13 protein-coding genes and 1 pseudogene are annotated in these 13,988 nt (G+C 73.7%); 5 read left to right on the top strand and 9 right to left on the bottom strand.

Features of this window, described 5'->3' with window-relative positions:
• Positions 1-101: 101 nt before the first annotated feature.
• Together ACH4SP_RS31525 and ACH4SP_RS31520 are read right to left on the bottom strand one after the other, a co-directional pair.
• Positions 102-1,529, bottom strand: coding sequence for an ABC transporter substrate-binding protein (locus tag ACH4SP_RS31525; RefSeq protein ID WP_398419872.1), 1,428 nt, complete (start codon positions 1,527-1,529; stop codon positions 102-104).
• Positions 1,507-2,100 carry a hypothetical protein gene (locus ACH4SP_RS31520; RefSeq protein WP_398419871.1) on the bottom strand — a complete coding sequence of 198 codons (594 nt, stop codon included), beginning with the start codon at positions 2,098-2,100 and terminating at the stop codon, positions 1,507-1,509. Before ACH4SP_RS31520 ends, ACH4SP_RS31525 begins: the two co-directional genes overlap by 23 nt.
• A 45-nt stretch (positions 2,101-2,145) precedes the next feature.
• On the opposite strand from ACH4SP_RS31520, the pseudogene ACH4SP_RS31515 reads away from it, so the two are divergent.
• From ACH4SP_RS31515 to ACH4SP_RS31505, 3 genes and pseudogenes are all read left to right on the top strand, one after another.
• Positions 2,146-2,559, top strand: a pseudogene (locus ACH4SP_RS31515) (hypothetical protein); the annotation flags it as partial.
• A gap of 138 nt (positions 2,560-2,697) precedes the next feature.
• On the top strand, positions 2,698-5,385 hold the full coding sequence (locus ACH4SP_RS31510) for an ATP-binding cassette domain-containing protein (RefSeq protein ID WP_398419869.1): 2,688 nt from the start codon (positions 2,698-2,700) through the stop codon (positions 5,383-5,385).
• Entirely contained in the window at positions 5,382-6,146 is a 765-nt protein-coding gene (locus ACH4SP_RS31505; protein WP_398419867.1) for an ATP-binding cassette domain-containing protein, read from the top strand. The genes ACH4SP_RS31510 and ACH4SP_RS31505 overlap by 4 nt, the downstream gene beginning before the upstream one ends.
• Here ACH4SP_RS31505 and ACH4SP_RS31500 read toward each other — a convergent pair.
• Positions 6,040-6,678 (bottom strand): transglycosylase family protein, encoded by a 639-nt coding sequence (locus tag ACH4SP_RS31500; protein WP_398419864.1) that lies wholly within the window; start codon positions 6,676-6,678, stop codon positions 6,040-6,042. The two genes, ACH4SP_RS31505 and ACH4SP_RS31500, sit on opposite strands and share 107 nt — an antisense overlap.
• A gap of 182 nt (positions 6,679-6,860) precedes the next feature.
• On the bottom strand, positions 6,861-7,502 hold the full coding sequence (locus tag ACH4SP_RS31495; protein WP_398419862.1) for a transglycosylase family protein: 642 nt from the start codon (positions 7,500-7,502) through the stop codon (positions 6,861-6,863).
• Between the two features lie 498 nt (positions 7,503-8,000).
• Here ACH4SP_RS31495 and ACH4SP_RS31490 point away from each other — a divergent pair, with 498 nt between their 5' ends.
• Entirely contained in the window at positions 8,001-8,783 is a 783-nt protein-coding gene (locus ACH4SP_RS31490; RefSeq protein WP_398419861.1) for a hypothetical protein, read from the top strand.
• Positions 8,784-8,947: 164 nt separating this feature from the next.
• Entirely contained in the window at positions 8,948-9,283 is a 336-nt protein-coding gene (locus tag ACH4SP_RS31485; RefSeq protein ID WP_398419860.1) for a hypothetical protein, read from the top strand.
• 86 nt (positions 9,284-9,369) lie between these two features.
• Here ACH4SP_RS31485 and der read toward each other — a convergent pair whose 3' ends face one another.
• The 5 genes from der to aroH all read right to left on the bottom strand — a co-directional run bounded on the left by der (position 9,370) and on the right by aroH (position 13,903).
• The gene (der, locus tag ACH4SP_RS31480; RefSeq protein ID WP_398419858.1) at positions 9,370-10,860 is read right to left on the bottom strand and encodes a ribosome biogenesis GTPase Der; all 1,491 of its coding nucleotides are present in this window, start codon (positions 10,858-10,860) and stop codon (positions 9,370-9,372) included.
• Between the two features lie 114 nt (positions 10,861-10,974).
• Positions 10,975-11,562: a lysophospholipid acyltransferase family protein gene (locus ACH4SP_RS31475; protein WP_398420287.1), complete on the bottom strand. Its 588-nt coding sequence runs from the start codon at positions 11,560-11,562 to the stop codon at positions 10,975-10,977.
• Between the two features lie 53 nt (positions 11,563-11,615).
• Complete coding sequence (cmk, locus tag ACH4SP_RS31470) at positions 11,616-12,323, bottom strand: (d)CMP kinase (RefSeq protein ID WP_398419856.1); 708 nt, start codon at positions 12,321-12,323, stop codon at positions 11,616-11,618.
• Positions 12,324-12,458: 135 nt separating this feature from the next.
• Positions 12,459-13,544 carry a prephenate dehydrogenase gene (locus tag ACH4SP_RS31465; protein WP_398419854.1) on the bottom strand — a complete coding sequence of 362 codons (1,086 nt, stop codon included), beginning with the start codon at positions 13,542-13,544 and terminating at the stop codon, positions 12,459-12,461.
• Entirely contained in the window at positions 13,541-13,903 is a 363-nt protein-coding gene (aroH, locus tag ACH4SP_RS31460; protein WP_398419852.1) for a chorismate mutase, read from the bottom strand. Before aroH ends, ACH4SP_RS31465 begins: the two co-directional genes overlap by 4 nt.
• Positions 13,904-13,988: the final 85 nt, after the last annotated feature.

Here is a 13,988-nt window from a genome sequence, read left to right as displayed (position 1 = left end):
TCTTCGACGGCCCCGGACGGCCCCGTCACGGAGCCCTCCGCCGTTCCTTCGGTTAGGGACTGTACTTGTCCCTTCGTCGGCCGCGCATGTGCAGAGGCCCCTCACGGACGGTAGGGCAGCTGCGGGACGGTGAAGCAGTTGCGGTTCATCTCGCCCTGCGTCACCCAGCCCGTGCCGTCCCTCCAGCGTGCCACGGAAAGGCAGGTGCGGCGCTCGGCGGGCGGGGCGGGTGCGGGGGCGTACCCGACGGGGAGGAGCAGGCCGCGGGCGGTGTACGGCTCCTTGCGGTCGAGGTGGCGCTCGACACATGAGCGGGTGAGGGCGTGCGCGGGGGCGTCCCCCGAGGTGTTCCCGAGACAGGTCACGGCGGCGTCGGTGAACCACATGGCCGCGGCCCACCCTTCGAGCTGCCACTGCGACAGCGCCTGCTCGTTCCGCCCGCTCCTCTTGAGGCTGCCCTGCAGGGCGGTACGGAACTCGCGGACCTGCGGGTCGTCCTTGTCGTCGTAGTTGCGGCTGCCACCGGTCACCCACAGGGCGTTGCGGCAGCGGGGTGCGTCCTTGTAGTCGTCGGCGACGGTCGCGGACCAGTTCTGTACGTTCGTGACCTTGGCGGTGACGTCGGCGCCGACGGCGTCCATCGCCTTGCACAGCTGGGCGTTGCCGTGGGTGTCCATGGCGTCGAACACGAGGTCGGCGCCCTGCTCCTTCAGGTCGGCCGCCACGGCACGGAAATTGGGCAGCGCGAAGTCGACCTGTTCCTCGACGACGCTGTACCCCTCGGCCCGCAGCCCCTGGACGGTGAGACGGGCGTACGAGGCGGAGGACGCCTGGTTGTACGAGACGACGGCGGCGGTGCGCGCCCCGTGCGCCCTCTTGAAGTAGCGGTAGACCTCGGTGCCGCCGTAGAGGGTGCCGTTCCAGCCGGGCTTCTTGCCGGTGCGGGGGGCGAGGCTGCCGTAGATCCCGTACAGGTGGGGGTAGGTATCGTACGCGGTGCCGATGGGCTGGCCGCCGATGTCGGGGACGCCGGCGGCGGAGACCAGGGGGGCGCCCGCGTAGTCGAGGGCGGTGGTGGCGACGAGGGCGAACACCTTCTTCTCCTCGATCAGCCGGCGTACGCACTCGGTGTTGCCGATGCCGCTGCCGCCGTCGTCGCAGGTCTCCACCTGGACCTGGCGGCCGCCGATGCCGCCGCGGGAGTTGAGCACGTCGAAGTAGGCGCGGGCGCCGTCGCCGGGTCCTGTGAAGGTGTCGCCGCCGACCGGGCTGGTGGCGCTGGCGACGATGCCGACACGCAGGGGCGGGGCGGCGGCGGGGGCCGTGCTGGTGGCAGGCTGCTCGAAGTCGCTCTCGGGCAGCCGGCTGCCGCAGGCGGCGGCGCACAGCACGAGGAGCGCCGACAGGGCTGCGTACAGCGGGTGCCGGAACAGGGCCGGGGGCCGCTCGGTCTCAGCTCCGCAGGGCTGTTGGGCGGCCCGGGGCCGTTCGGCTGCCCCGAGCCGTTCAGCAGCCCCGGGCAGCCGCATTGCCGCTCAGCTTGACGAGGGCGCACAGGGACTTCACGGACACCTTCCAGATGTTGTCCTGGAGGACCGCGGTGCCCTTGGAGCCGGGGAGCACGGGGGTGCCGTCGAGGAGCAGGTCGTACGTCACCTCCGCCTGGGTGGCCGAGTTGAAGCGCACGTCCTGGACCTGCGCCGAGCTCTGGCCGCCGCGCTTGTCGTTGTTGAAGGCGGTCAGCAGCGGTACGAGGAGGGTGCCGTTCTCCAGGACCTTCGCCTTCTCCCTGGTGGGGACGGCCGGGTCGAAGAACGTCGTCCAGTTCTTCTCGACCTCCCGCTTGGCCGCCGTGGTGTCGGCGGGGCCGCTGGCGGACGCGGAGTCGGAGGGCTGGGGGTCGATGCCGCCCGTCGTCCCCGAACCGGCGCCCGGCGTCGAACTCACGCCGCTCGCGGGCGACTTGGGCGGGTCGCCGCCGCCGTCACCGCACGCGGTGGCACCGGAGGCCAGGAGCAGCACTGCTGCCGCCGCACACGCAGCGGTCCGGGAATTCCTGCCGACGAGCATTGCGCCCACCACCTTCAGGGTCGGTCCCACACAGGGCATAGTGCAAGGAATCGTCCGTGATGGACAGGGGGCGCGATGCGCAGAGCACCGTACGTGTGGGTCGCACTGGGCGCCGTCGGCTGCGGTGCGGTGCTGTGCGTGCTGGGCTGGTACGGGGTGTCCGGCGAGCGGTTCACCGCCCGGCAGGTCCCCTACCTGGCGTCCTGCACGCTGCCCGGCGCGGCACTGATCGTGGCGGGGGCGGTGCTGCTGGCCGGGCGGGACCCCGGCGGGTGGGGCCGGAACCCCGACGGGCGGGGCCGGGACGCCGTACCGGAACCGCCGGTGCCGCCCGAGGAGGGCCGACGGCCCTCCGCCAAGGGCCCGTTGCTGCATCTGCCCGGCGGCACGCTGGCCCACCGCCCGGACTGCCCGCTCGTCCTCGGCAAGCCGGAGGCCGCCCCGGCGGCGGGGGTCCGGGACCTGGCCCCGTGCCCGGTCTGCGAGCCCGAGCACCTCTTTGAGGGCGAGGGCGAGGGCGAGGACGGGAGCGAGGGCGCGGGCGAGGCCGGGGCGGGTGCGGACCGTGCGACCGGGGTCTCCGGTTCCGGGGCCGGCAGCGGGACCGGGTCCGGGACCTGACGCCCGGTGTCCTCCCTGACGTACGACCTCACCCTGGCCGGTCTGGCGATCGGCAGCGCCGCGGCCCTGTCCGGCATCGGCCTGATCGTCACGTACCGGGCGACAGGGGTGCTGAACCTGGCGCACGGGGCCGTGGCCATGCTCTGCGCCTATGTCGTGCGGCAGTTGGCGGTGGACTGGCACTGGCCGGTGCCGCTCGCCGCCGCCACCACTTTGCTGCTGGTGGCCCCGGCCGTCGGTCTTCTCCTGGACCGCGCAGTCTTCCGGCCGCTCTCCGTCCGCGGCACGGACCCCGCCCGCACCCTGGTGGCCTCGATCGGGGTGTTCGTCCTGCTGATCGGCGCGGCCGCCCTGCTGTGGGGCGAGGGCGCCCGCGCCGACGCGCCGGAACTCTTCGGCGACTCCCCCTGGCCGCCCCTGGCCGCCGTGCTGCTGCTGTCCGCCGCGGTGGGGGCCTTCACCCGCAGGACCCGCTTCGGCCGCGCGCTGCGCGCCGTGGTGGACAACCGGCGGCTGGCCGTCCTGGGCGGCATCGACGCGGACCGGGTGGCGGCGGCGGGCTGGGCGTTCGGCTCGTTCACGGCGGGCCTCACCGGTGTCCTCCTCGCGCCGTACGTACGACTCGACCCGTACGGGCTGCCCCTCCTGGTGGTGGAGGTGATCGCGGTCGCGGCCCTGGCCCGGATGCGCAGCCTGCCGGTCGCCGTCGCGGCGGCGCTGCTGATCGGCGTCGCCCAGGCCCAGCTGACCCGGCTGCATCCGGCGGGCTGGCCGGGCCCCCTGGTGCAGTCCGTCGGCGCCAACCTCTTTGTGGTGGCGCTGCTGGCGGCGGCCCTGCTGTTCCCGTCCCCGGGCCCGGGGACGCCGTCCGCCCACCCGGCGGCCGCGCCCGTGCCCGCCGGGCGGACCCGCCCCGGACAGGGAGCCCGCCCCGTACGGCAGAGCCGCCCCGGCCTGTTGTACCGAGCGGGCGGCGTCGGCCTGTTGTCCCGAGCGGGCCGCGCCGTACGGTTCCCGGCCCCGCGTCCCCTGCCCCTGCTCGCCGCGGTCCTCTTCCTGCTTCCCCTGGGCCTGGCGGGCGACGGGCTGCACACCGCCCTGCCGGTACCCGCTACGGCCGTGATCCTGTTGTCCCTGGTGGTGGTGAGCGGGCGCGGCGGGCAGATCTCGCTGGGGCAGTCGGCGTACGCGGGGCTCGGCGCGCTCTTCACCGCCCTGCTGGCGGGCGGCAGGCTCCCCGGGCTGCCTCCCCTGCCCGAACTGGCATCCCTGGCGCTCTCCGTGGCGCTGACGGCCCCTCTCGGCCTCCTCCTGGGGTGGCCCGCGATCCGCCGCCACGGGCTGGCGCTGGCGCTGACGACGCTCGCGTTCGGGGTGGCGGTGAGCCGCTTCGTGTTCGACCAGCCGTACGCGACGGCCGGCCTGACGCTCTCCCGCCCGGCGGGCTTCACTTCCGACCGGGCCTACTACGTACTGGAACTGGCCCTGCTCCTGGCCTGCCTCCTCCTGGTCTCCCGGCTCCGCAGGGGGCGTTCGGGGCGTGCGCTGGCCGCGCTGCGCGACCACGAGGAGGGTGCGGCGGCGGCAGGCGTGCGGGTGCCGGCCCTCAAGGCCTTCACCTTTGTCGCCGGAGCCGCCCTGGCCGCGCTCGGCGGCGGTCTGCTGTCCATGTCGGTTCAGACCTTCGACCCGACGGCGTACGACCCGGTCCGCGGCCTGCTGTGGTTCGCCGCGGTGCTGGTCCTGGGCGCGGACAGCCTGCTGACTGCGTGCACGGCCGCGGTCCTCCTGACGGCGCTGGAGGCGGGAACCACGGCCGGCCCTGCGGCGGTACTGATCGGCGTCCTGGCCCTGCTCCGCCCGTTCCTCCCACAGCCGCGCGGCCCGGGCGGCCCCCCTCGCCGCGGTGCGGTCCCCGAGCGCCCCGCCCTGCCCCGGGGCCGCCCCCGCCGCACGGGACCTCGCCCGCCCCAACACCCGCCCCGACACCCGCTCCGCGCCCACCGGGTCCGCCTCGCCTACGGCGCCTTCCTGGCCCTCGACTCCGTCGACCTCACCGTCCCGTACGGCAGCGTCACCGCCCTCGTCGGCGCGAACGGCGCGGGGAAGAGCACCCTCTTCCACTGCCTCTGCGGCACCCTGCGCCCGACCGGCGGCCGCGTCGAGCTGGACGGCACCGACATCACCCGCAGCGCCGCCCACGCCCGCACCCGCCTCGGCGTCGCCAGGACCTTCCAGCAGCTCGCCGTCTTCCCGTCCCTCACCGTCGAGGAGAACGTCCTCCTGGGCGCCGAACACGGCCACCGCCGCGACCTTTCCGCCGTCGAACCCGCCCTCCGGCTGCTCGCCCTCGACGGCCCGGTCCGCCACCTCCCCGCCGCCGGGCTTCCCACCGGCACCCTCCGCCGGGTCGAGCTGGCCCGGGCCCTCGCGGGCCGCCCGCACACCCTCCTCCTCGACGAGCCCGCCGCGGGACTGGACGCCGCCGAGACCGCCGCTCTCGCGCGCGTGCTGGCGGCGCTCGCCGCCGACGGCACCGCGGTCCTCGTCGTCGAGCACGACCTCGACCTGGTCGCGGACATCGCCGACACCGTCCACACCATGGCCGCCGGATCCATCGTCACCAGCACCGTCGTCACCGGCACCGTCACGGCCGGTGCCTCCCCCGCCGTCTCAAAGAGGATCCCCCGGTGACCGTCGAGATCGAACTGTGCGCCGCCCGCGTCCGCTACGGCCCCCTGGAAGCCCTCCACGGCGTCGACCTCTCCGTCCCTGCCGCCGCCCTGACCGTCCTCCTGGGCCGCAACGGATCCGGCCGTACGACCGCCCTGCGCGCCCTCGCGGGCACCGTCCCGCTCAGCGCCGGACACGTCCGGTGGCAAGGAGCGGACGTCACCCGGCTGCCCGCCCACGGCAGGGCCCGGCGCGGCCTGTGCTTCGTACCGGATCTGCGGGCGGTGTACGGGGGCCTCACGGTCGCCGACAACCTCGCCCTCAACACCCCGCCGGGCGGCGCCGCTTCACCCGCCCTGGAGGCCTACCCCGCGCTGCGCCCGCTCCTCCCCCGCCTCGCGGGCACCCTCTCCGGCGGCGAGCAGCGCATGCTCGCCGTCTCCCGGGCCCTGCTCGCCGCCGCGGCCCCCGCCACCGCCGCGCGCGCCCGCACCCGCGTGGTGCTCGTCGACGAACCCACCCTCGGCATGTCACCCGGCACGGCGGCCCGTACGTACGCGCTCCTGGCGGCCCTCAGCACGACGACAGCCGTCGTCCTCGCGGAACAACGGCTGCCGGCGCTGCCCGCCCCCGGCCCGGTGTTCGTGTCCGAACTTGACCGGGGGCGGGTCGCGTTCACAGGAGAAGCGTCGGAGAGCTCGCGGGCTCCGCGCTCTCGGGCTCCGCAAGGGCACGGCCCGGTCCCGAACCGCCCGGGAGGACCAGCCAGGTGCCGGCGTTGAGCCCGTCGGGGCGGGGCCCGATCATGTCCTTGTTGGCCTGGTAGAGGGCCTTCCAGCCACCCTTGACCTTGTACTTCGCGGCGATCGACGACAGCGTCTCGCCGGCCTTCACGATGTGGATGCGCCGGTCGCCCAGTCCGTACCGCTTCGAACAGTCCGGCCAGGCCGCCCAACCCTGCGTGGTCAGGACCACCTCGGCGACCTTGATCTGTTCCGCGCGGGTGGCGAGGTCGGCCCGGGGCGCGTATCCGAGGCCGCCGTGCTCCTCCCAGGTCGGCTGCTCGAACTGGAGGCCGCCGTAGTAGTCGTTGCCGGTGTTGGTCTTCCAGTCGCCGCCGCTCTCGCACTCGGCGATGCAGCTCCACGGCCACTGGCTCGCGGCGCACGCGTGGGGGCCGAACCCCCGGTCGCCCGGCGGTGGTTGGACGGTCGGGCAGGCGGGGGCCGCTGCGGTCGCGGCGGACACCGGGGAGAGGGCGAGCAGCGCGCCGAGCACGGCGCAGGACAGAAGACGGAATCGAGGCTTCAACACCGGGTCACCCCATCACCGTCCCGCCCACGCGCGCGCGTGCCGCGCGGGACGCCACCGGGCCCCACCCGGTCGGGCGACCGGACGGGGCCCACGCGCGGCACTCGGGAAGCGGTCCGGGCCACGGACGGCCAGGACCTCGGACGGCCGGACCAGGGAGGGCCCGGACCTCGGACGCTCGGACCTCAGATGTTGAGCCGCAGCCCCGGCACGATCAGGTCCGGGTTGCCGCCGACGACGGCCCGGTTGGCCGCGTACACCTGCTGCCAGCTCGTACGGTGCGCCAAGGCGATGCCGCCCAGGGTGTCGCCGGACCGCACCACATAGCTGCCGCCCCCGGACGCCGGGGTGCGGCTCTTGCCCCGGTCGGCCCGCTGCGGCCCCCGGTCCGCCTTCCCCGGCCCGGACTTCGCGGCCCGGGACCCGGGGAGCGCGGCAGCGCCGGGTGCGGCGCCCGCCGCACCCGCCCTGCGTGAACAGCTGGGCCAGGCGCCCCACCCCTGCGCGCGCTGGACCTTGGTGGCGACGGCGATCTGCTCGGCCCTGCTCGCCCGGTCGGCGGTGCGGGCGTACGCCCCGCCGCCGTGCGCGCGCCAGGTCCCGGCGGAGAACTGCAGCCCGCCGTAGTAGCCGTTGCCGGTGTTGATGTGCCAGTTGCCACCGCTCTCGCACCGGGCGATGCGGTCCCACACTCCGCGGTCCGCCGCTGCGGCCTGCGGGCCGGTGGCGACGATCAGGGCCAGCGGGGCCACCAGGGCGGCCCCGACGAGCGCTGCTGTCTCACGACGGCGGTTGCCGCGGCGTATCGCACTGGAACATGCGGTCATGGAATCCCTCTCGCAGGACCCGGACTCCCCCTGGGCGGTACGGCCGTGAGCGCGTCCGGCGCTCCCGTTCCGTGCCGCCCCGCCCACCGGGGTGTTGCTGGACGGTGCGTTCCGGCAGGCGTGTCCGGGCGGTGCTCGATGCACACGGCGGTGGAATCTATGGACCCGCACGCCCCGTTATCAACCAAGTCCTTGTCATTCGAGGCCAGTTGCCTACTACCCCAGGTAACAGCCAATTCCGGACACCCAATTGATTCACTCATATCATGATTTGTCGACCAACTGCCCGATGGACTTGTGACCCACCTCACGGCCCCAACTTGCGTGCAAACAGCAGGCACTGACATGGAGTGAGGGCTTCCGCCCCCCGGTTCACCCTCCGCGCCGGATGAGTCGATTCCGTTCCCCGTCGCGCGTGACCCCCGCCACAGATCGCCCGTTGTCTTCTTGAAGCTCCGGGAACCGCCCGGTGCCAGCATCCAGTTCGAGGAGCCACCCGTGTCGCGCATGCTCGACGTCAGCGACGACGTACGCGCCGAGATCGGCGACGTAGAAGCCGACCGGCTGCTCGCCGGCGAGAACGCCCCCGGCGGTTACGACTGCACCTCCTGCCGCACCCCCGGCGACTCCGCCCAGGAGGCCACCAGCACCGTGCTGTTCGTCGGCGAGGAGACCGCGGTCCTCGCCTTCGCGCACGCCACCTGCATCCCCTCCCAGGTCGTCCCGGTCTCCGAGGAGCAGCTGCAGGGCGCGGTCCGCTCCATCACCGCCAGCCAGGACGGCTCGGGCGGCGGCGCCGACGGCTCGTCCGAGCAGGCCGTGCTCGGGGTGACCAGCGGCCTGGTCCTCATCGAGGGCGAGCTGCGGCCCGCGCTCGTCGTCGAGCCGACCACGGCGATCTCCCGCCCCGGCTCGAAGAGCGGCGACGAGTTCCTGCCGCTCCTCGTCGAGCAGGGCTTCCGGCCGGTCCCGGACCTGAAGTCGGTGCCCGACCTGCTGCCCGGCTGGTCCGTGCTGCTCGCCATGGGCCAGCTGCACGCCGTGCTGCAGCCCGGCACTGCGGGCGGCAGCCCGGTCGCCTGGTGGCAGGCACACCGCCCGCTCCAGGTCACCGACTCCTGGCGGGCCGCGGCCAACAAGTCGCAGAAGGTCCTGGTACTGGCCGCCCCGACCGGCTCCATCGGCCACCAGCCGCGCGAGGACGTGCTGCGCACCGCCCTGGACAAGGCGGCGGCGAACGGCCTCCTGGTCGCGGCGACGATGCCGCTGGCCGGTACCTGACAGCCGGGGCGGGCCCCGGGTGAATCCGGACGCGGAAGTTCCGTACGCCCGCGCACCGGTCCCACCCGTACCCGCGTCACCCGCATCCGAGAGGCAGTGGGGTCGTTGGCACAGACGTGCACTCATACGACCCCACTCGCCCGTACCAGAGCCAGATCCCTGCCATGCGGCCGTCGCAGGAGGCCCCGCCGCAGTCCACGTTCACGCCGATCTACGACGCGCTCTACTCCGAGTACCGCAGGTCCTTCCGGGCCCTGCCCGGCGACCGGAGCGGCGAGGAGGACCTCGGCTTCACGGCCTTCAGAACGGGGCCGGGGATGGGCCACGGATACGGCGGCGGCTACCAGGCACACCCGCACGCTCCGCAGCAGCAGCACACGCCCTACCCGCAGCACCTCAGCACCTGGCAGAACCTGCACACCCAGCACAACCAAGGGCGGCAGTACACCGGGAACCATCTTCCCGCCGCACTGCCGCCCGGCCCCCGCAGGGGCTTCTAGCGCCCACGGGCGCCACCGTCACCTCATAGAGGCGTACTTCTCACAGAACTCACAGAGGTGTTGCAGCCACCTCATGGAGGTGCTGCCTACTTGTTCCGGCCGCGCTTCTCGCGCACCCGCACCGAGATGTGGATCGGCGTTCCCTCGAAGCCGAACTCCTCGCGCAGCCGGCGCTCCACGAAGCGCCGGTAGCCGGCCTCCAGGAAGCCCGAGGCGAACAGCACGAACCGCGGCGGCTTGGCACCGGCCTGCGTCCCGAACAGGATGCGGGGCTGCTTGCCGCCGCGGACCGGGTGCGGGTGGGAGGCGACGATCTCGCCGAGGAAGGCGTTGAGGCGGCCGGTCGGAACGCGGGTCTCCCAGCCCTCCAGCGCCGTCTCGATCGCCGGGACCAGCTTCTCCATGTGGCGCCCGGTGACGGCGGAGACGTTGACGCGCGGGGCCCAGGCGACCTGGGCCAGCTCGGTCTCGATCTCGCGCTCCAGGTAGTAGCGGCGCTCCTCGTCGAGGGTGTCCCACTTGTTGAAGGCGAGCACGATCGCACGGCCGGCCTCGACGGCCATCGTGACGATGCGCTGGTCCTGCACGGAGATGGACTCGCTGGAGTCGATCAGGATGACGGCGACCTCCGCCTTCTCCACGGCGGCGGCCGTACGGAGCGAGGCGTAGTAGTCCGCGCCCTCCTGGAGGTGCACCCGGCGGCGGATGCCCGCGGTGTCGATGAACTTCCAGGTGACGCCGCCGAGCTCGATCAGCTCGTCGACCGGGTCCCGGGTGGTGCCGGCCAGCTCGTTGACGACGACGCGGTCCTCCTTGGCCACCTTGTTCAGCAGCGAGGACTTGCCGACGTTCGGACGGCCGATGAGGGCGATCCGGCGCGGGCCGCCGAGCGCGGTGCCGCCCGCGAAGGTCTGCGCGGGAGCGTCCGGCAGGGCCTCCAGGACGGCGTCGAGCATGTCGCCCGTACCGCGGCCGTGCAGGGAGGAGACCGGGTGCGGCTCGCCGAGGCCCAGCGACCACAGAGCGGTGGCGTCGGCCTCGCCGGACAGTCCGTCGACCTTGTTGGCGCACAGCACGACCGGCTTGCCGGCCTTGCGGAGCAGCCGTACGACGGCCTCGTCGGTGTCGGTGGCGCCGACGGTGGAGTCCACGACGAAGACGACCGCGTCGGCGGTCTGGATCGCGTACTCGGCCTGGGCGGCGACCGAGGCGTCGAGCCCCAGCACGTCCTGCTCCCAGCCACCGGTGTCCATCACCTTGAAGCGGCGGCCGGCCCATTCGGCCTCGTACGAGACGCGGTCGCGGGTGACGCCGGGCTTGTCCTGCACGACGGCCTCGCGGCGGCCGATGATGCGGTTCACCAAGGTCGACTTGCCCACGTTGGGGCGGCCGACGACGGCGAGCACGGGCAGCGGTCCGGCAGCGGCTTCGCCGAGGGCGTCCTGGACCTCTTCGAGGTCGAAGCCCTCCTGCGAGGCGAGCTCCATGAACTCCGCGTACTCGGCGTCACCGAGCACGCCGTGGTCGGCGCCCTGCTCGGGTCCGTGCTCGTCGCCGGAGTGGATCTGGTCGTTCATGAAGTCCGTTCCTCGTTCATCATCGATGGGCCGCGTTTCTCCGCGACCCACTACTCAAGTCTCGCCCACCGGCGGGCGGGGCGCTAACGCCCGGTCGCCCCCGGTGGGACTCGGTCAGCGCCCGGTGAGGCGCCTGGCCCCGGCCAGGTGGGCGGTGAGCCGCTCCTGGATCCGTACCGTGGCCTCGTCCAGTGCCTTCCTCGTACGCCGCCCGCTGCCGTCTCCGGCCTGGAAGGCGTCGCCGAAGACGACGTCGACCCGGCTGCGCAGCGGCGGCAGTGCCGGTATCAGCCGGCTCTTGCGCTCCGTGCTGCCGAGTACGGCGACGGGGACGATGGGCGCCCCCGACCGTACGGCGAAGTAGGCGAGTCCGGCGCGCAGCGACGCGAAGTCGCCCTCGCCCCGGCTGCCCTCGGGGAAGATCCCCAGCACCCCGCCGCCGCTCAGCACGTCCAACGCCTCGGTGATCGCGTTCCGGTCGACGCTGTCGCGGTCGACCCTCAGCTGTCCGATGCCCCGCAGGAACGGGTCGAGCGGCCCGACGAAGGCCTCCGTCTTGATGAGGAAGTGCACCGGCCTCGGCGCGGTCCCCATCAGCATCGGTCCGTCGATGTTGTGCGCGTGGTTCACGGCGAGCACGACGGGGCCGGTGGCCGGCACCCGCCAGGCACCCAGCACCCGGGGCTTCCACAGGCCGTACATCAGCCCGATGCCGATGCCCCGCCCGACGGCGGCACCGCGCTCGCTGCCCTCCGTCACTTCCCGGCCCGCTTCTCCTCGACCAGGGTGACGACGCACTCGATGACCTGGTCGAGAGTCAGCTCGGTGGTGTCGACCTCGACCGCGTCGGCCGCCTTGGCGAGCGGGGAGGTCTTCCGGCCGGAGTCGGCCGCGTCCCGCTTGATCAGGGCTTCCTTGGTGGCGGCGACGTCGGCGCCCTTGGTCTCGCCGCTGCGGCGGGACGCGCGGGCCTCGGCCGAAGCGGTGAGGAAGACCTTCAGGTCGGCGTCGGGCAGCACGGTGGTGCCGATGTCGCGGCCCTCGACGACGATGCCGCCCTCGGCGCCGCGGGCGATGTCGCGCTGCAGCTCGGTGATCCGGGTGCGCACCTCGGGGACGGCGCTGACCGCGCTGACCCGGGAGGTGACCTCCTGGGTGCGGATCGGTCCTGCCGCGTCGACGCCGTCGACCGTGATGGTCGGGGCGGACGGGTCGGTGCCGGACACGAGGGTGGGCTTGGCCGATGCGGTGGCCACGGCTGCCGCGTCGTCGACGTCGACCCCGTTGGTCAGCATCCACCAGGTGATCGCCCGGTACTGGGCGCCGGTGTCCAGGTAGCTGAGGCCGAGCTTGGCGGCGACGGCCTTGGAGGTGCTGGACTTGCCCGTGCCGGAGGGGCCGTCGATGGCGACAATCACTGCGGCCGGGGCGGTCCGGGCGGCGGTTTCCACGGTGTCGGACACCTTCCTGGTACACGGGGCGGGAGGAGGCAGGCTGCATTGCTGCCAACCATCTACGGTACCGGCTCAATGGCGTACGCCTTACGGCCGGTGCCGCGGCGCCCCCTGCGACCGCGCTCGCCGTCGCGGACGGGGCCGCTACCGCCGCAGCGACCACCCCCGCTCCACCAGCGTCCGCGCCAGCGGGTCCGCCGCCGACGGCTCCACCATCAGCTGGACGAGGCCGGCCTGCTGCCCCGTGGCGTGCTCGATGCGTACGTCCTCGATGTTGACCCCGGCCACGCCCGCGTCGGCGAAGATCCGGGCCAGCTGTCCCGGCTGGTCGTCGATGAGGACCGCGACCACTTCGTAGGCGGTCGGCGCCGATCCGTGCTTGCCCGGCACCCGGACCCGCCCCGCGTTCCCCCGGCGCAGTATGTCCTCGATGCCTTCGGCGCCGCCGCGCCGCTTCGCCTCGTCGGCGGACTGCAGGGCGCGCAGCGACTCCACGGTCCCGTCGAGGTCGGCGGCCACCGCGGCGAGGACGTCGGCCACCGGACCGGGGTTCGCGGAGAGGATCTCCACCCACATCCGCGGGTCGGACGCCGCGATCCGCGTCACGTCCCTGATGCCCTGGCCGCAGAGCCGTACGGCCGTCTCGTCGGCCTCCTCAAGCCGCGCGGCGACCATCGAGGAGACGAGCTGCGGGGTGTGCGAGACGAGCGCGACGGCACGGTCGTGCGCGTCGGCGCCCATGACGACGGGGACCGCCCGGCACAGCGCGATCAGCTCCAGCGCCAGGTTGAAGACCTCGGTGTCGCTGTCGCGGGTGGGCGTGAGCACCCACGGGCGCCCTTCGAAGAGGTCGGCCGTCCCGGCGAGCGGCCCGGACTTCTCCTTGCCCGCCATCGGGTGCGTACCGATGTAGGAGGTGAGGTCGCAGCCCAGCGCCTCCAGCTCCCGGCGCGGGCCGCCCTTCACGCTGGCCACGTCGATGTACCCGCGGGCCGCCCCGCGCCGGATGGCGTCGGCGAGCGTGGTGGCCACGTACGCGGGCGGTACGGCGACGATCGCGAGATCCACGGGCCCCTCGGGCACCTCGTCCGTCCCGGCGCCCAGAGCGGCGGCGGTGCTCGCCCGGTCGGGGTCGTGGTCGGCGAGGTGGACGGTGACGCCGCGCGCGGCGAGGGCGAGGGCCGCGGACGTACCGATCAGGCCGGTGCCGATGACGAGTGCGGTCCTCACTGGGCGATGTCCTTGCGCAGGGCGGCGGTGGCGCCGAGGTAGACGTGCTGGATGTCCGGCTTGCCGAGGCCGGTCTCGACGTGCGCCAGGATCCGCACGACGCGCGGCATGGCGCCGTCGATGTCGAGCTCCTGGGCACAGATCAGCGGTACGTCGACGATGCCGAGGCCGCGCGCGGCGGCGGCCGGGAAGTCGCTGCGCAGATCGGGCGTGGCCGTGAACCAGATGCTGATGAGGTCGTCGCCGGTCAGTCCGTTGCGCTCCAGGACGGCTCTGAGCAGCGCGCCGACCTGCTCGCCCATGTGCCCGGCCTCGTCCCGCTCCAGCTGGACGGCTCCGCGGACCGCTCGTACCGCCACGTCGTGCTCCTCCGTGCAGTGGTGCAGTGCTCAAGTGCTGCGTGCTCAAGTGCTGCGTGTTCCAAAGATCTGTTCAGCGTAGTGG

This window comes from Streptomyces sp. NPDC021093 (assembly GCF_044333135.1).
Lineage (GTDB): Bacteria > Actinomycetota > Actinomycetes > Streptomycetales > Streptomycetaceae > Streptomyces.
Note: the sequence above shows the minus strand (reverse complement) of the source record. Positions and strands in the feature narration are given on the sequence as shown.